Origin of the sequence: Persicobacter psychrovividus (assembly GCF_036492425.1) — a bacterium.
Classification (GTDB): Bacteria; Bacteroidota; Bacteroidia; order Cytophagales; family Cyclobacteriaceae; genus Persicobacter; species Persicobacter psychrovividus.
In genome coordinates this window covers 2,031,634-2,048,190 of the sequence record NZ_AP025292.1, presented here as the reverse complement: position 1 = coordinate 2,048,190, position 16,557 = coordinate 2,031,634, and the positions used below count along the sequence as shown (strand labels likewise).

Sequence of the window (16,557 nt, the reverse complement as noted above, 5' to 3'; positions counted from 1 at the left end):
AAGATGTTCACCTTTATCGGTAATTTTAGAGAAGAAATACAACTTATAAATCATGGGAGATAGTCAAATTTGGTACTTAGAAGAGGTTGATCTGTTCAAGATTTTGTGCCCCCGAAAGGCCGCAATGATGGATGAGAAACACAGCCTGAATGAGTTTGCCAAAGATGCTTTTATATATATGGAGGAAGATCCTTCGGATCAAATCTATTTGATTGCTCAGGGGCGCGTAAAAATCGGTGGGTACACCGCTGATGGCAAAGAGATTGTGCGGGCTATTTTAGGTGCGGGAGAGGTCTTTGGCGAGATGGCCCTGGCGGGAGAAACCCGTCGTGCAGACTTTGCGCAAGCGATGGATAACGATACTCAGCTTTGTAAAATGAGTATCGAAGACCTGCAGGAGATGATGCGCTCCAATCAGCCGTTGAATTTGCAAATGATCAAACTGATTGGTTTCAGGCTGCGGAAGCTCGAACGCAGAATCGATGCCCTGGTATTTAAAGACGCCCGAACACGTATTGTGGAGTTCCTGACAGACCTGGCGGAAGAAAAAGGGCAAAAAGTGGGTTATGAAGTGATGGTAAAAAACCACTTTACCCATAAAGACATTGCCAAGCTTACGGGTACATCGAGGCAGACGGTAACGACGATCCTCAATGAATTGAAGGAGAAAAACCTGATTACCTTTGATCGTCGACGAATCCTGATCAGGGATTTGGAAGCTTTGCAAAACAGCTGATCGTTAGGCTGACAAAGAAAAACGGCTCAAGACCTCGATCTTGAGCCGTTTTTTTATGGGCTGATTTTACTTCTCAGCAATGGCCATAAAGAACTGCGTCGCATAATTTTTCAGCAGTTCAGTGTGCTCGGGCAATGTATTGCCTTCGTAGGGGTGTTTCCCTCCGAAGACGTGATTGGCCCCTTCAATAATCATTTTTTTACTTAAAGGGTTGTTGAATTTAAAATCCTCAAGGTGTTCCACCGCCAGGGTTTCGTCGGCATCGCCATGAATAATCAGGATCGGCGAGGGGCAGTTTTTCGCACTTTTGAGCACCTCAAGCTGGTCGATATTGGCGTAGTAATCCAGCACCGTGTCATAACTCAGGGGCATATTTTGCTTCGTTCGGCCATTATAAACATAGATCACCCCCTGTTGCTGCCAGGCTTTCTTTCCTTCTTCAGACCATTTGCTGTCGTAAGAATGCACAGGCGCCATCGCACATGTTCCTTTCACACGTTCATCAGCACAGGCGTAATTGATCACCCCGCCTCCTCCTCGGCTGTGTCCTAAAATAAAGAGCTGGCTCAAATCCATTTCCCCTTTCGGAATGCTGCATTTTCCGCTGAAGAGCCAGTCGATAGTGGCCCGAAAGTCACGCTGTTCCATGCTCAAAGTATTATTTCCAAAAGCGTCGAGGTCCACGAATGTTGTTGGGGCATCAGGCGAAGTCCCGTTATGCGAAACATTTACTTTAACAAACACAAAACCAGCATTGGCAAAGGCGTCCGCCATTACATTGAAATGCCCCCAATCCTTGAACCCCTTGAATCCGTGAAGGAAAACGATGATCGGCTTCGGGGTGTTATTTTTCCGAAAACGGTAATCGATCACATTGAAATAGCCTTCTTCAGGCGCTGCAAGCCTAATTCCATCTTCCTTATTCATAGGGGTTTTCAATAGATTTTGGTTCATAATTGCTTTATTGTTTTTTTATCGTAAATAATGCTCGTATTTTTATTCCTTGATTTAGGAAGAAAAATTAACTCCACAAAGGATTAGTAATTTTTTAAGATAGATTCATTACCCACAGTGGGTCTGTCCTGTTACAAATTCGATTGTGGAGAAGCAAACATATGGAATTGACACTTAAGGATATACAACAACCCATCATTGCAGACATGAAGGTTTTCGAGAAGAATTTCCGAAAATCCATGAAAACAAAGGTGCTATTGTTGGACACGATCACCAACTTTATTATTAAAAGCAAAGGGAAGCAAATGCGGCCGATGTTTGTTTTTCTGTCTGCTGGCACTGTTGGGCAGGTGGCAGAAGCGACGCATCGTGGTGCTGCACTGATTGAATTGTTGCATACGGCGACCCTGGTGCATGATGATGTGGTGGACGATGCCAATTTCAGAAGGGGATTTTTCTCGATTAATGCCTTGTGGAAAAACAAGGTAGCCGTGTTGGTCGGCGATTACCTGCTTTCTCGCGGACTGTTGCTGTCGGTGGAAAATGGGGACTTTGAGTTGCTGAAAATCGTGAGTACGGCCGTAAAGGAAATGAGTGAAGGGGAATTGCTTCAGATGGAGAAGGCCCGCAAGCTCGACATTACCGAAGAAGTTTATTATGAAGTTATCCGCCAGAAAACGGCCTCATTAATTGCGGCTTGTTGTGGGGTGGGGGCGGCAAGTGCTGGCGCTTCTGAAGAGGTTATCGGGCAGATGACCCAGTTCGGAGAAAAGGTCGGTATGGCCTTTCAGATTAAAGACGACCTGTTTGATTTTGGTGAAGAGGAGATCGGGAAACCGCGGGGTATCGACATCAAGGAGAAGAAAATGACCCTGCCGCTGATTCACGCCTTGAAACATGCCGATTGGGCTACCCGCCGAAAAATACTCCATAAAATAAAAAATAAAACGGACGATCCTGAAGAAGTCCGCAAAGTGATAGACTTCGTGCATCAGTCTGGTGGGATTGCATACGCTCAGCAAAAAATGGAGCAATACCTTAAAGAGGCTTTGGCGATTGTTGAGGACTTCCCTGCATCGGAATATAAAACTTCTTTGATTCAGCTGGTGGAGTTCACCATGCTTCGGAAGAAATAATTTGAGGGCGTCATTATCGGGGAAGCCTATTTCCCTTTCGTGATAAATAGCCCTCAGCTGATGATGCATTCAGAAAAAAGGTGATCAGATATTAGAGGTTAGCGGTAGCACAAGGGGCTTACCGCTTTTTTTTGCCATAAAAATCCTGCACACAGTTGTAATCATATTTCTGGTGCGTTTTTATCGATATCCCAACATGGTTGCTCGTTTTGTTGAAGATGGCTTTTCGGTGTCCGAGCGAGGGCGTATGGTCGTCAATCAGTAATTGGAAATTAATCGCAATTGGGTCGTTAAAACCATAAGAGCAATTTTCATCCATTGTGTCTGCACGAAGAAATTTCAACCAGAAGGAGAAAGAAGGACGGTTTGGGGAACTATGCCCAGTTTTACCTTTTCTGCCCATATAGCGAGCGTGCCATTTCGCGTTGAGGGTCATCCAGAAGCTGGGCTTCAGTAAAGGAAGATTTTTAACCTTTTGCGCATCCCGACTCAAGGAGGCTACATACGTTGGGCTGTTTGGTGGGTAGTGCTGAAGTTCCCGCGCTAATCTATAGCTCTGGTAATAGGTGTCGAGGTAAAGGGTGGCGTCGGTACGGACAAGGTTGAGGTGGAGTAAAACCTGCCTGGATTTTTTGCTCATGTACCAGGCATTTTTTCCTGTGTTGGCAGCATCGACCTGTGCGGCGGTAAAGCCCTGAGATTTTGCACTGAAAGACAACAAAAACAGCAGTAGTACAACAATATAGATTTTCATGGGTAATGTTGGGGCAGGGGATAGAAGGTGAAAAAAAGGCTTTCAACCGTGGAAGTTAAAAGCCTTTTTAAAAGATGATTTACTGAAGCAAATGGTCAACAGTTTCATTGAAATGCTTGATGTAATCTTCATAGTATGTCCCTGTACTTGGGCCATTAAATCCAGTATGAATTTTATACACTTTTCCTTCTTTGTCTAAGAAGATAGTGGTTGGGAACGATTTGATTTTTTCGAGCATAGGCATGGCTGCATCTGCATTTTTGCGTGCCCCACCAATGACAAACGGATAGGTCGCCTGATATTTGCGCACCACTTTTTCCACCCGCTTTTTTGAATGTTCAAAATTGTCGTTTCGCTCAAAGGCAATGGCCACCACCTCAACGCCACGATCTTTGTTTTTCTTGTACCAGTCTGCAATAAAGGCTGTTTCATCCATACAGTTCGGGCACCACGATCCGAAAATCTGCACCACAGTAGGCTTTCCTTTAAAGCGGGCGTCCTCTTGAAAATGAACGATTTTATTGTTCAGGTCTGGGAAGCTGAAATCAAATGCCTGATTTTTATTGGTCAGCTTCGTGAGTGAATAAGCATCTGGCAATTCAAATTCAGGGTCTTTTTCTGCCGTCCACTGGGTATGGAACCCACGCCCCGACCAAAATTCTCCATGAATTTTTTCTCCCTGCATTTGTGCTTCAAAGAGGTACAGGTGTTCCCCGTCGAAAGCCGACATATAAAGCGAGTCGCCTTGCACGTTACCTGCCAAAAAGCGGTAGTCGCCTGTGGTGGTTCTGAAAGTCCCCTCAACCTTATCTCCTTGCTGTTTGAAAATCCCCATGGCAAAAACAGAATCTGCCTTATGGCTGAAGTGTGTTTTCCATTTTCCGCTGAAGTCGGCACCAGTCTGTTTTTTATCACTGACCATCGGACGGAAACGGTATCGTTTATTTGGGAAGGCTGTAAATGGCAGCAGATAATCATCTGCCTGTGGTTTTTTAAACGTCCCTTCGAGATGGTCGCCTACCCATTTTGCAGAGATCGAATTTTCGAAAATATGCATCGGCAAATGGAGGGAGTCCCCTTGAAGGTAAAATTCATTGATGGGTAATTTTTCCTGACCATTAATAAGGTAAACCACCGATTGCTGATCTTTCTTTTCAATACTGAACTGAAAAGGGATGTCTTTATGCTGGGTATGAATGGTAGCGCGGTAATTACCGAAAGGTATTTGTTGCTTGCCCGTTTCATTTTGGGTATTACAAGCCCCAAGGAGGAACATGCCCGAAAAAAGGTAAAGGAGTTTTTTCATCGATTAGATTTTATGCTGTTTCGCAGAAAGATAATAAAATTAATTAATTCAGCCCGTAGAGTGGGCTTTTATCCTGTATCTTTGCAGTGTAAAATCGGTGGGAAATTAATTTTTCGGAAAATATGGATTCAAGGCATGAAAAAATTGTCCGAAATTTTACCTTTGTGCTTACATTTTGGGATACATGCGCCCTGTATTACTTTTGGGCAAAGCATGAATTCGATAATATTATATTAATCTTGATAGGAAAACAATGAGTGAACAATACCACCTGCCAGTAATGCTGAAAGAATGCATCGATGCCATGGAAATTGATCCGAAAGGCAATTATGTGGACGTAACTTTCGGTGGCGGCGGACACAGCAAGGAGATTTTGAAGGGAATAGAAGGCGGGAAATTGTTTTCTTTTGATCAGGATGAGGATGCCGCAAAAAATGTCGACATGATTGACCATGATGGCTTTCAGTTTGTACCTGCCAATTTCAGACACTTGGTGCGCTACCTGAAGATGTACAAGGTCAATGGCAAAGTAGATGCGATTTTGGCCGATCTTGGAATTTCGAGCCATCAGATCGATGAGCCTTCTCGGGGTTTTTCCACTCGCTTTGATGCCCGCCTTGATATGCGGATGGATCAGAGCCAGGAATTTTCTGCCTGGGAGGTGATCAATGAATACGAAGAGAAGGAACTCCATAAAATATTGGGCATGTACGGAGAGATCCGAAATGCCAAAACCGTGGCTCGCGCGATAGTTTCTGCACGATCAACCACCGAAATCAACACCATTGAAGAGCTGAAAACACTCCTGAAAAATTTTGCGCCAAGAGGCAAGGAAAACCGCTTTTACGCGCAGGTATTTCAGGCTATTCGCATTGAGGTGAATGAAGAATTGAAAGTGCTCGAGGAGTTTTTGGAGCAAACGGCAGAGGCACTCCGCCCCGGTGGACGTTTGGTGGTAATGTCTTATCACTCGCTGGAAGATCGCCTGGTGAAGAATTTTATTGCCAAAGGGAAATTTCATGGGGCAGTAGAGAAGGACCTTTATGGCAACGATATCCGTCCGCTTGATCCTGTAACACGAAAGCCTATTGTGGCGGATGAGGAGGAGTTGCAACGCAATCCCCGTGCCCGAAGTGCGAAATTGCGTGTCGCTGTTAAACGATAAACCTATTTGATCAAATGGCCGAAAACACCCTCAGAAAACCCAAGCCGTCACCGCCTAAGGTAACGACCAAAAAGCAGAAACAAAAGAAGAAGAAAAAAGGGCTTTGGAATGCCATTGAAGATTCTTTCAAGCAGTCTTATCTGGGCCGCAACGGGATCGATCTTCAATTGCTCAAGCCTTGGGTGTTGTTTCTGTTGCTTGGGGTAATTTATATTTTTAATAGCCACTACACAGAAAAAACCTCCCGCAAGATTGATAAACTCAAGCAGGAGGTGCTTGACCTGCGCTCAAGGTACACGACCATGAAATATTCTTATATGTATGACAGTAAACAGTCAGAAGTGGCCAAACGTGTCAAGCCGTTGGGGTTGGAAGAGAGTGAAGTACCACCATACAAAATAGTCATCAAGGAGCAGTGAAAAACATAAAACAATCCATTCAACTACGCCTTCTTTTAGTGATGCTTGGGATGATTGTTTCGGGGCTTGTGATCTTGTATCAGGTGCGCGGTATCCAGCAATGGGATCAATCCACCTGGGATAAACTCCGCCATTCCGAAAAGCAGATTTCCAAAGTTATTGAGCCTACCCGGGGGAATATTTATTCCGACAACGGGAGCTTGCTGGCGACTTCTGTGCCATTTTATACGGTGGCCATGGATCCTACTGTCGCTTCTGATGAGCTTTTCAATGCAAAAATTGACTCCCTTGCGTTGCTGTTTTCTCAGGAATTTCCTAAAAAATCCAAATGGCAGTATAAGCACATTTTGGTGAATGCGAGAAAATCAAAGCGCAGGTATGTACGCATCAGTAACGAGCGGATCAATCACCTGAAACGCCGTAAGATGGAGGCCTGGCCGATTGTCCGCCGAGGGAAAAACCGCGGTGGGGTAATTTTTGAAACCATCAATAAGCGTTATACACCTTTTAAGTCTATGGCTTACCGAACCATCGGTTATATTAATGATAACCATGTGGGGGCGGGCTTGGAATACAGCTTCGACAAAACCCTGCGAGGTGTGGATGGCTTCGGTAAATTCCGTAAAGTAGCAGGTGGTGCCTGGCGGATGATCCACGACGAAAATGAGCTTGAACCTATTAATGGGGATGATATTCATACGACAATTAATGTCAATATTCAAGATGTAACCGAGGCGGCATTGAAACGGCAGCTGGCCAAAGTGCAAGCTAAATACGGTTGCGCAATTGTAATGGAGACCGCCACTGGCGAGGTGAAAGCAATTTCCAACTTTACGAAAAATGCCGACGGAAATTATATCGAATCTTATAATTACGCCGTGGGGAAGCAGGGCAAACATGAGCCTGGTTCTACCTTCAAGCTGGCTTCCATGATCGCGCTTCTCGAAGAAAAACAGCTGAACCTCACCGATACCATCGATACTGGTGATGGGGAGTACCGTTTTGCGAAAAATGCCGTGATGCGCGACTCCAAAGTAGGGGGCTATGGCAACCTGACGATTCAGGGAGTGTTTGAGCACTCTTCCAATATTGGGGTGTCGCGTTTGATCGACCGTGTGTTTGGCCTCAACGAGAAAAAATATATCGAGCACCTGAAGGAAACAGGGATTCTTGACGAACTCGGTTTTCAGCTTCAGGGATATGGAACACCGTTCTACAAAGAGCCTACAGAAAAGGACTGGTCAGGGACCACATTGCCCTGGATGTCGATTGGCTATGAGGTACAAATTACCCCATTGCAAACCCTGACACTCTATAATGCTGTGGCCAACAATGGAACCATGTTGCGTCCGCGGATTGTCAAGAGTATCTCCAACGGTGGGCGTACACTGAAAACATTTGGGCCGGAGGTCATGCGCAAACACATTTGCAGTGAAGAAACCCTGCATAAAGTTCAGCAGATGCTGGAAGGTGTAGTGGAAAATGGTACGGGTCGAAATATCAGGAACAACCACTATAAGATTGCCGGAAAAACAGGCACCGCTCAGGTCTTGCATAATGGCCGCTATATCCGGAGATATTACACCACTTTCGTGGGGTACTTCCCTGCCAAGAAGCCGAAATACAGTTGTATCGTGGTGATTAATGAACCGCAGGGAGGCTATAATTACGGTAGCTCTGCCTGTGCGCCGGTGTTTAAAGAAATCGCTGATAAGATCTTTGCCACAGATTTAGATATTCATAAGCCGTTGGTGTTGAATGATTCCACCACCAACAAACGCTTCCCGGTGATTCGGGCAGGCTATGAAAAAGATTTGAGGTATTTGAATGATAATTATTTTAAACTGCCCATCTTGGATAAATCAACACATGATGAACAGTGGGTGCGCACCCGTATTGTCAGGGATAGCATTCAGCTGGTCAGTAATGCGTTGGCGCAATCCAAAGTGCCAAACGTGAAGGGGATGACCCTCCGCGATGCCATTTATTTACTGGAAAATCAAGGCCTTCGGGTCAGCTATCAGGGCGAGGGCCGAGTGGTGAAACAGAGCCGTGCGCCAGGAGCAACTTTTAAATCGGGCAGTCAAATACAACTACAACTATCGTGGTAATGAATTTCGAAAATATACTAAACGGCGTACGCTGTAAAAAAGTCATCGGGGAGGTGGATGTTGAGGTTCAGCAGCTGCAATTTGATTCCCGAAAACTGGAAGCAGGAGATGTTTTCATTGCCCAAAAAGGGACACAGACAGATGGACACGATTATATTCCAATGGCGGTGGCACGGAAGGTTAAAGCGATTGTCTGTGAAGATTTACCTGCCGATATCGCCTCAGGGGTGGTGTATGTGCAGGTAGAAAATGCCGCCAAAGCACTTGGGCTGATGGCCTGTAATTACTACGATCACCCCTCCAGGGACCTGAAGTTGGTGGCCGTAACAGGCACCAATGGCAAAACCACAACGGTTACATTGCTTTTCGATTTATTCAGAAGACTGGGCTACCGGACAGGTTTGCTTTCTACGGTAGTGAATAAGATTGATGAGCAGGAAATTCAGTCGACACACACGACAGGCGACGCCTTGCAGATCAATCAGTTGCTTCGCAATATGGCCGATCAGGGTGTACGGTACTGTTTTATGGAGGCGAGTTCTCATGCAATTCATCAGCATCGGATTGCGGGACTTGATTTCGATGGTGCAGTATTTACCAATATTTCTCACGATCACCTCGATTATCACCATACCTTCAAGGAGTATATTTTTGCCAAAAAAATGCTTTTCGATCAGTTGCCAAAGCATGCCTTTGCGCTGGTAAATGCTGACGATAAACGTGGCTTGGTAATGTTGCAGAATTGTGCGGCGACTCATTATACTTATGCCCTGAAGGGATTGTCTGATTTTCCGGCTAAGATAGTCAACAATGCCTTTGAAGGACTGGAAATGGAGATTGAAGGAACGCCGGTATTTTTCCGACTGGTAGGGGAGTTCAATGGCTACAATCTCATGGTGGCTTACGGTGTGGCAAAATTACTCGGAGTGGAAACACAGGAGATTTTGCTTGAACTTTCAATGCTTCAGGGGGCAAAGGGGCGTTTTCAGCTCATTCCAAATCCGCTAAATAAAGTGGCGATTGTAGATTATGCCCATACGCCTGATGCGCTGGAAAATGTATTGAAAACCATTCAGGCGGTGCGTCAGGACAATCAGCAGATTATCGCTGTGGTGGGTTGTGGCGGAGATCGCGATAAAACCAAGCGCCCTGAGATGGCGGCTATTGCAGCTAAATATTCAGACAAGGTAGTGATGACTTCGGACAATCCAAGGACGGAAGACCCTGCGCAGATTTTAAAAGATATGGAGGCGGGCTTGACCATCACCATGCGACCAAAAGCCTTGCAGATTCTGGATCGAAAAGAGGCCATTCGTACGGCAAATATGCTTGCCGGACCAAAAGATATTTTGCTTGTTGCTGGGAAAGGCCATGAAGATTATCAGGAGATCAATGGGGTGAAACACCACTTTGACGACGGCGAAATATTACAGGAAATTCTGGTTTAACATCAGGCAGGAGTTTCTTGTGCAAAAAATAAATTATTGATTTAGAAAATTACTAACCGATTTTTCGGATGCTATACCATTTATTCAATTTCTTAGATAAAGAGTTTGACCTTGTTGGCGCCTCATTATTTAACTACATTACTTTCAGGGCTGCAATGGCCATGATCGTCTCTTTGATTATTACCATTACCTTCGGAAAAAGAATCATCCGAAAATTACAGTCATTACAGATTGGTGAAACTGTTCGCGAGCTCGGGCTCGATGGGCAATCAGAGAAGGCTGGTACACCTACAATGGGTGGACTGATTATCATTTCAGCCATTGTAATTCCTGTGTTGCTGTTCGCTAATCTGACCAATATTTATATCATAGTATTGCTCATTACTACCCTTGGGCTTGGCGGGATCGGCTTTTTGGATGATTATATCAAGGTCTTCCGAAAAAATAAAGAGGGCCTCGCTGGTCGCTTTAAAATTGTAGGGCAGGTGGGGATTGGCTTGATCGTCGGCCTGACGTTGTTTTATCACCCTGATGTGGAGGTAAGGCAATATTACGGCACTGAAGGTCAGCCGGTAACAACGGTAACTGATTCCTATAAAGATATTAAATCTACAAAAACGACCATGCCATTTGTGAAGGACAATGATATCGTTTATTCAGATTTAATTCCATTCCTGCCGAAAGGGTTTGAAGTGATTATTTTTGTGTTGGCCGTTACGTTTATTATCACTGCGGTGTCCAATGGTGCCAATATGACGGATGGAATTGACGGGCTCGCAGCGGGTACCTCCGCCATATCGTCCACCACTTTACTGATATTCACCTACCTGTCGGGGAATGTGATCTTTTCCAATTATCTCAATATCATGTATATCCCGCATTCTGGCGAGCTGGTGATTTTCCTTGCGGCCTTTACCGGGGCATGTATTGGCTTTTTGTGGTATAATGCTTTTCCGGCACAGGTATTTATGGGTGACACGGGATCGTTGGCCATTGGAGGAATTATCGCCGTACTGGCCATTGCTATTCGTAAAGAATTTTTGTTGCCGGTGGTATGTTTCATCTTTATGATTGAAAGCCTTTCGGTCATGATGCAGGTAGGCTATTTCAAATACACAAAACGCAAAACGGGTACTGGGAAACGGATCTTCCTGATGGCGCCGATCCATCACCACTATCAGAAAAAAGGCATTAAAGAAGCAAAAATTGTGATGCGCTTTTTAATTGTGGCGATCTTGTTTGCACTGATTTCATTAACCATCTTAAAAGTTCGCTAACATGAAAAAGTTAGTTGTTTTAGGAGGCGGAGAAAGCGGTGTCGGCGCGGCATTGCTTGGGAAAGCGAAAGGTTATGAAGTGTTTCTTTCTGACCTTTCAAAAATTACACAGGAGCGCAAAGATGCCCTGACTGCTGCGGGTGTGAACTATGAGGAAACGCAACATTCCGAAGCGAAAATTTTGGCGGCGGATGTAGTGGTGAAAAGCCCCGGAATTCCTGATACTGCACCACTGATTCAGCAATTGGTGGCCAAAGAAATTCAGGTGATCAGTGAGCTTGAATTTGCTTTTCAGTTTACCAAAGCGCGGTTTTTGGCGATCACCGGAACCAATGGAAAAACCACCACCACCATGCTGACCTATCACCTGTTGAAATCTGCAGGATATAAAGTTGGATTGGCGGGCAATGTGGGTTACTCCCTGGCGCAGCAGGTTATTGCTGATGAATTTGACTGGTATGTCTTGGAGGTGAGTAGCTTTCAGCTCGATGGCATGTGCAGGTTCAAGGCTGATGCCGCCGTGATTACCAATATTACGCCCGATCATCTTGATCGCTATGATCATAAGATGAAAAATTATATCGCTTCCAAAATGCGTATTGCTCAGAACATGACGGTGGATCATCCGCTGATCGTGCTCAAGGAAGACGAAGCCATTGCCGAGGGGTTGCAAAAAGGCAAAGTGGAAGCCAACCTGAAAACCTTCAGCCTGTCATCGAGAAATGCTTCGGCTTTTGTGGAAACAGACCGGATGGTAATTCCTTCAGCAAATTTTGAATTTGAACTTGACGAACTGACCATTCAGGGGCCTCATAATGTGCAGAATGCGATGGCAGCAGTATTGTTGGCGCAGCACGCAGGATTGAACAAAAGTGAGATCAGACAAGGCCTGAAGTCTTTTGTTGCGGTGGCTCATCGTCTGGAGTTTGTGGCCAATATCAATGGCGTAGCGTATTACAATGATTCCAAAGCGACCAATGTTGATGCTGTAAAGTATGCGCTGGACAGCTTTAAACAACCGATCGTCTGGGTAGCCGGAGGGAAGGATAAAGGTAATGATTATCAGTTGATTGCTTCACTGGTAGAGCAGCATGTAAAGGCTTTGGTTTGCCTTGGAGCAGACAATCAGCCTTTGCTGGATTTCTTTTCAGATAAATTACCTGTTTTCGATACGAATAATCTTGAAGATTGTATATTGAAAGTTCAGCAATTGGCTGATAATGGGGATGTTGTGTTGCTTTCGCCTGCATGTGCAAGCTTCGATTTATTCGACAACTATGAGCATCGTGGCGATTGTTTTCGTCAGGCTGTTTTGGCCATGGAAAATAAAGTATGAACTATTCAAAATATTGATATAGATGAAGTTACTGAAGAGGATTAGTTCGAAATTACTCTATTACGAAAACTGGAGAATCAGCGGCGACCCATATATTTTGGGTTGTGTGCTGTTTTGGACTTTTGTAAGTATCCTTTCTGTGTATAGTGCTACTGGTACCCTTGCCTTCAAGAAAATGCATGGCAATACAGAGCACTACCTTTATTCCCACGGACTGAAATTTATTTTCGGATTGGGGGCCATGTATATCTTTCATCGTTTTGATTATCGCTGGTTTAGGAAAGTCAACGGCCTGCTCTATATTTTCTCTATTGCCTTTCTGATTTTAGGGCAAGTGATTGGTTCTTCACTGAATGAGGCCAAACGTTGGGTCAGTATTTTTGGGGTAACCGTCCAACCTGCCGATTTTGCCAAACTGGCATTGCTGATCTTCCTTTCCGCCATGCTGGCCCGCCATCAGAATCAGGCAGAAAGCAAAGGCAGCTGGCCGTTTACAATTAAGTTTTTGATCTTCTCCCTGATCCCTGTGGGGCTTATTGGACTTTCGGATATTTCTACCGCCATGATGGTATTGATGACCGTCGGGGTGATGATGATTGTTGGTCGTGTGCCGCTGATGAAACCATTCCTGATTTGTTGTGTGGTCATTCCGATGGCAGTAACCATCGTTTATGCCTTCGGGTCAAGGGGAAATACGGCCATTAGTCGGGTTGAAAAATACTGGGAGGCAGTACATGATCCGACACAGGCGAGCTTTCAGTCGAAAATGGGTTATGTGGCCATTGGTAATGGAGGGGTTACTGGTCTGGGGCCGGGGAACAGTGAACAGAAAAACTTCCTGCCGCACCCTTACTCCGACTTCATTTTTGCCATCATCATCGAGGAGTATGGGCTCTTTGGCGCCTTCCTCGTTATTGCAGTTTACCTGCTTTTTCTGTGGCGATGTTTTGCGCAGATAACCTATACCCAACAGCCCTTTGGCGGCTTATTGTCGGCGGGCATTGGGTTCAGTATTGTTTTTCAGGCCTTCCTGAATATGGGGGTAACCGTGGGCTTGTTGCCTGTTACCGGTTTACCTTTGCCTATGATTAGTATGGGGGGATCTTCTCTATTATTTATTGGTGCTTCTATAGGAATTGTTCTGGGTGTAAGCCGCAGTGCTGAAACACCTGACTTTGAAGTTGAAGAAGGTGATACTGAAGAGCAGAAGACTGCACCCGTACGAATGGGTTCAAAAAAATTCAGCATGAGAACATAAAGAAAAGTGTATTTTAATTCATCTTTTTCATATAATAAAAAAGGCATCATTCAATGATGCCTTTTTTTTGGTATTCCTATTGCAGTATCGTAATTTGCCATGAAAAAAATTTCTCGAAGTTATAATTATAACCAAAATGAACCAGTCAACTCCCCTTGAACGGGTGATTATTAGCGGAGGTGGTACCGGAGGACATATCTACCCAGCTATCGCTATCGCCAACGAGATCAAGAAGCGAAACCCCAAGGTGTCTATTCTGTTTGTAGGCGCGCAAGGCCGTATGGAGATGACCAAAGTTCCCGAGGCCGGTTACAAAATCGAAGGGCTCTGGATCAGTGGTATTCAGCGCAAGCTGACTTTGGATAATTTGGCCTTTCCTTTCAAGCTCATCAGTTCCATGATGAAAGCTAAACGCATTATTAAAGATTTTAAGCCGCAGGTAGCCATTGGTGTTGGCGGGTATGCTTCAGGACCATTGCTGAAAATGGCCACCCGAATGAATATCCCTACACTGATACAGGAGCAGAATGCTTTTGCAGGCCTGACGAACAAATGGCTCGCCGATAAAGTGGATGCCGTTTGTGTAGCAACGCCCAATATGGAGCGCTTTTTTCCGAAAGAGAAGATCGTGATTACGGGTAATCCGGTACGTTCTGATATTATCGGGGCAGAAAGTAAGCGTGAAGCGGGACTTGCACATTTCGGACTCTCTGCTACAAAGCCGGTATTGTTGATTTTGGGCGGATCCCTTGGGGCGCGGACGATCAACGAGACCATGCTGCAGGATGTGAATAAATATCAGCAGGCAGGGGTTCAGGTGTTATGGCAAATCGGTAAATTTTATTTCAGCAACATACAGGCGCAACTTTCCCAAATGGATACAGCGGGGATTCACCCCCATGAATTTATCCGTGAAATGGATTTGGCTTATGCATCTGCAGATGTGGTGATTTCCCGCGCCGGAGCACTTTCTGTTTCTGAATTGTGCCTGGTGGGCAAGCCGACTGTCTTTGTGCCGTCACCGAATGTATCTGAGGATCATCAGACACAGAATGCCTTGCAGTTGGTGAATGTAAATGCCGCACTGATGGTCAAAGATGTGGAGGCCAAGCAATCGCTGGCGACTGTTACCCTCGACCTTCTTGCCGATGCTGCAAAACAGCAGGCACTTGGCACGGCCATAAAGGCGCAGGGCAGGCCTTCTGCTACGGCTGACATTGTTGATCAGGTTGAACGCATTATAGAATCATAGATGAAAACGAATAAATTCGGTACCGTTTACTTTATTGGAATTGGAGGGATCGGTATGAGTGCGCTCGCTCGTTACTATCAGCATCAGAGGGCACAGGTGTCCGGTTATGACAAGACCCAAAGCCCACTGACTTTGCAAATGGAAGCAGAGGGGATGCGGATTCATTATACAGAAGATGTCGAACAGATTCCTGCAGCAGTAAAAGCCAAGCAGGAGGACAGCCTTGTGATTTATACCCCAGCTATTCCTGCCGATCACCAAGAGTTGGTTTATTTGCAGCAGCAGGGGCATCGCCTTTATAAAAGGTCTGAGGTGCTGGGCTTAATTACGCAGCAGTTACATACGATAGGCGTTGCCGGTACACACGGGAAAACATCTACTTCCACGATGTTGGCACACCTTCTGACAGACGGCAAAGTGGATACCGCCGCTTTTTTGGGTGGGATCAGTGTCAATTATCAGTCTAATTTGTTATTGCCTGAAGGTACCGATGAGGTGAAGTGTGTGGTGGAGGCCGATGAGTTTGATCGCTCCTTTCACCGACTGTTTCCCGATGAGGCCATTATTACTTCCGCAGGTGCCGATCACCTGGATATCTACGGAACACATGAGGCACTTTTGGAGGCTTTCAGCATATATATTGACCGCCTTCCAGAAAATGGGCGACTGGTCATTCATGAGTCGATCCGTTCGCTCGCAGATCACCGTCCGGATTTAAAGGTGATTGACTATAGTCTTGATCGCGGGGCGGTGCATGCCCAGAATGTACATGTGGCCAATGGTTGTTTTGTGTTTGATTATGTTGCTGACGATCTTCGAATAGCGGGGCTCATCCTCAAGGTGGCCGGTTTTCATAATGTTGAAAATATGTTGGCGGCCATCACGATTGCCTTGCAAAATGGCGTTACTCCCGATCAGGTGAAACATGGTGTGGAAAGTTTCAGTGGGGTCAAGCGTCGTTTCGAATATATTGTACAGCAAGAGCAAGCGGTATATATCGACGATTACGCCCATCATCCGGAAGAAATCGAGGCTGCGATCAGGTCGGTGCGGGCATTGTTCCCCGAACGACCACTGACGGTTTTGTTTCAGCCCCATCTTTTTTCCCGAACAAAGGATTTTATGGCGGAATTTGCCGAGGCGCTGTCGAAAGCAGACAAAGTTTACCTCTTGGACATCTACCCGGCAAGGGAGCAACCGATAGAAGGGGTGACTTCAGCGGCTATAAAAAAAATGATGAAAAATTGTGATTGTGCAATTCTGAAAAAGGCGGATTGTGTACCACAAATTATCTTGGATCAGCCCAGCCTGTTAATGTCCCTCGGAGCGGGAGATATCGATCGTTTGGTGCTGCCAATCAAAGCGATTTTTGAAAATGAATTGGCTAAGTAGTTGATTTGTTAAG

General features: G+C 45.4%; 14 protein-coding genes. 11 read left to right on the top strand and 3 right to left on the bottom strand.

The genetic code is table 11. From position 1 onward, the window contains the following. Window positions 1-52 precede the first annotated feature (52 nt). On the top strand, window positions 53-736 hold the full coding sequence (locus tag AABK40_RS08700) for a Crp/Fnr family transcriptional regulator (RefSeq protein ID WP_338396786.1): 684 nt from the start codon (window positions 53-55) through the stop codon (window positions 734-736). 66 nt (window positions 737-802) lie between these two features. Here the strand turns inward: AABK40_RS08700 and AABK40_RS08695 are convergent, their stop codons facing one another. Further along, window positions 803-1,690, bottom strand: a complete 888-nt coding sequence (locus AABK40_RS08695; protein ID WP_338396785.1) for an alpha/beta hydrolase family protein — start codon at window positions 1,688-1,690, stop codon at window positions 803-805. A 161-nt stretch (window positions 1,691-1,851) separates the two neighbouring features. On the opposite strand from AABK40_RS08695, the gene AABK40_RS08690 reads away from it, so the two are divergent. Then, the gene (locus AABK40_RS08690; RefSeq protein WP_332919052.1) at window positions 1,852-2,826 is read left to right on the top strand and encodes a polyprenyl synthetase family protein; all 975 of its coding nucleotides are present in this window, start codon (window positions 1,852-1,854) and stop codon (window positions 2,824-2,826) included. 118 nt (window positions 2,827-2,944) lie between these two features. On the opposite strand, the gene AABK40_RS08685 is transcribed toward AABK40_RS08690, so the two are convergent. Together AABK40_RS08685 and AABK40_RS08680 are read right to left on the bottom strand one after the other, a co-directional pair. Beyond that, complete coding sequence (locus tag AABK40_RS08685) at window positions 2,945-3,580, bottom strand: CAP domain-containing protein (RefSeq protein WP_338396784.1); 636 nt, start codon at window positions 3,578-3,580, stop codon at window positions 2,945-2,947. A 79-nt stretch (window positions 3,581-3,659) separates the two neighbouring features. Beyond that, window positions 3,660-4,886 carry a peroxiredoxin family protein gene (locus tag AABK40_RS08680; protein WP_338396783.1) on the bottom strand — a complete coding sequence of 409 codons (1,227 nt, stop codon included), beginning with the start codon at window positions 4,884-4,886 and terminating at the stop codon, window positions 3,660-3,662. A gap of 253 nt (window positions 4,887-5,139) precedes the next feature. Here AABK40_RS08680 and rsmH point away from each other — a divergent pair, with 253 nt between their 5' ends. From rsmH to murC, 9 genes are all read left to right on the top strand, one after another. After that, window positions 5,140-6,051, top strand: a complete 912-nt coding sequence (rsmH, locus tag AABK40_RS08675) for a 16S rRNA (cytosine(1402)-N(4))-methyltransferase RsmH (RefSeq protein ID WP_332919055.1) — start codon at window positions 5,140-5,142, stop codon at window positions 6,049-6,051. A gap of 14 nt (window positions 6,052-6,065) precedes the next feature. After that, window positions 6,066-6,470 (top strand): FtsL-like putative cell division protein, encoded by a 405-nt coding sequence (locus tag AABK40_RS08670; protein WP_332919056.1) that lies wholly within the window; start codon window positions 6,066-6,068, stop codon window positions 6,468-6,470. Next, window positions 6,467-8,581 carry a penicillin-binding protein gene (locus tag AABK40_RS08665; protein WP_338396782.1) on the top strand — a complete coding sequence of 705 codons (2,115 nt, stop codon included), beginning with the start codon at window positions 6,467-6,469 and terminating at the stop codon, window positions 8,579-8,581. Before AABK40_RS08670 ends, AABK40_RS08665 begins: the two co-directional genes overlap by 4 nt. After that, window positions 8,581-10,029, top strand: a complete 1,449-nt coding sequence (locus AABK40_RS08660) for a UDP-N-acetylmuramoyl-L-alanyl-D-glutamate--2,6-diaminopimelate ligase (RefSeq protein ID WP_338396781.1) — start codon at window positions 8,581-8,583, stop codon at window positions 10,027-10,029. Before AABK40_RS08665 ends, AABK40_RS08660 begins: the two co-directional genes overlap by 1 nt. A 68-nt stretch (window positions 10,030-10,097) precedes the next feature. Then, window positions 10,098-11,306 (top strand): phospho-N-acetylmuramoyl-pentapeptide-transferase, encoded by a 1,209-nt coding sequence (gene mraY / locus AABK40_RS08655; protein ID WP_338396780.1) that lies wholly within the window; start codon window positions 10,098-10,100, stop codon window positions 11,304-11,306. 1 nt (window position 11,307) lies between these two features. Further along, complete coding sequence (gene murD / locus AABK40_RS08650) at window positions 11,308-12,642, top strand: UDP-N-acetylmuramoyl-L-alanine--D-glutamate ligase (RefSeq protein ID WP_338396779.1); 1,335 nt, start codon at window positions 11,308-11,310, stop codon at window positions 12,640-12,642. Window positions 12,643-12,664: 22 nt separating this feature from the next. Beyond that, a complete protein-coding gene (locus tag AABK40_RS08645) occupies window positions 12,665-13,900 on the top strand; it encodes an FtsW/RodA/SpoVE family cell cycle protein (protein WP_332919061.1) in 1,236 nt (411 codons plus the stop codon). Window positions 13,901-14,036: 136 nt separating this feature from the next. Continuing rightward, a complete protein-coding gene (gene murG / locus AABK40_RS08640; RefSeq protein WP_332919062.1) occupies window positions 14,037-15,152 on the top strand; it encodes an undecaprenyldiphospho-muramoylpentapeptide beta-N-acetylglucosaminyltransferase in 1,116 nt (371 codons plus the stop codon). Continuing rightward, window positions 15,153-16,544, top strand: a complete 1,392-nt coding sequence (gene murC / locus AABK40_RS08635; protein ID WP_338396778.1) for a UDP-N-acetylmuramate--L-alanine ligase — start codon at window positions 15,153-15,155, stop codon at window positions 16,542-16,544. The last annotated feature ends 13 nt before the right edge of the window (window positions 16,545-16,557 follow it).

Coding starts and splice junctions, on each gene's coding strand:
- AABK40_RS08700 (WP_338396786.1), top strand. CDS start 53: ATGGGAGATAGTCAAATTTGGTACTTAGAAGAGGTTGATCTGTTCAAG.
- AABK40_RS08695 (WP_338396785.1), bottom strand. CDS start 1,690: ATGAACCAAAATCTATTGAAAACCCCTATGAATAAGGAAGATGGAATT.
- AABK40_RS08690 (WP_332919052.1), top strand. CDS start 1,852: ATGGAATTGACACTTAAGGATATACAACAACCCATCATTGCAGACATG.
- AABK40_RS08685 (WP_338396784.1), bottom strand. CDS start 3,580: ATGAAAATCTATATTGTTGTACTACTGCTGTTTTTGTTGTCTTTCAGT.
- AABK40_RS08680 (WP_338396783.1), bottom strand. CDS start 4,886: ATGAAAAAACTCCTTTACCTTTTTTCGGGCATGTTCCTCCTTGGGGCT.
- rsmH (WP_332919055.1), top strand. CDS start 5,140: ATGAGTGAACAATACCACCTGCCAGTAATGCTGAAAGAATGCATCGAT.
- AABK40_RS08670 (WP_332919056.1), top strand. CDS start 6,066: ATGGCCGAAAACACCCTCAGAAAACCCAAGCCGTCACCGCCTAAGGTA.
- AABK40_RS08660 (WP_338396781.1), top strand. CDS start 8,581: ATGAATTTCGAAAATATACTAAACGGCGTACGCTGTAAAAAAGTCATC.
- mraY (WP_338396780.1), top strand. CDS start 10,098: ATGCTATACCATTTATTCAATTTCTTAGATAAAGAGTTTGACCTTGTT.
- murD (WP_338396779.1), top strand. CDS start 11,308: ATGAAAAAGTTAGTTGTTTTAGGAGGCGGAGAAAGCGGTGTCGGCGCG.
- AABK40_RS08645 (WP_332919061.1), top strand. CDS start 12,665: ATGAAGTTACTGAAGAGGATTAGTTCGAAATTACTCTATTACGAAAAC.
- murG (WP_332919062.1), top strand. CDS start 14,037: ATGAACCAGTCAACTCCCCTTGAACGGGTGATTATTAGCGGAGGTGGT.
- murC (WP_338396778.1), top strand. CDS start 15,153: ATGAAAACGAATAAATTCGGTACCGTTTACTTTATTGGAATTGGAGGG.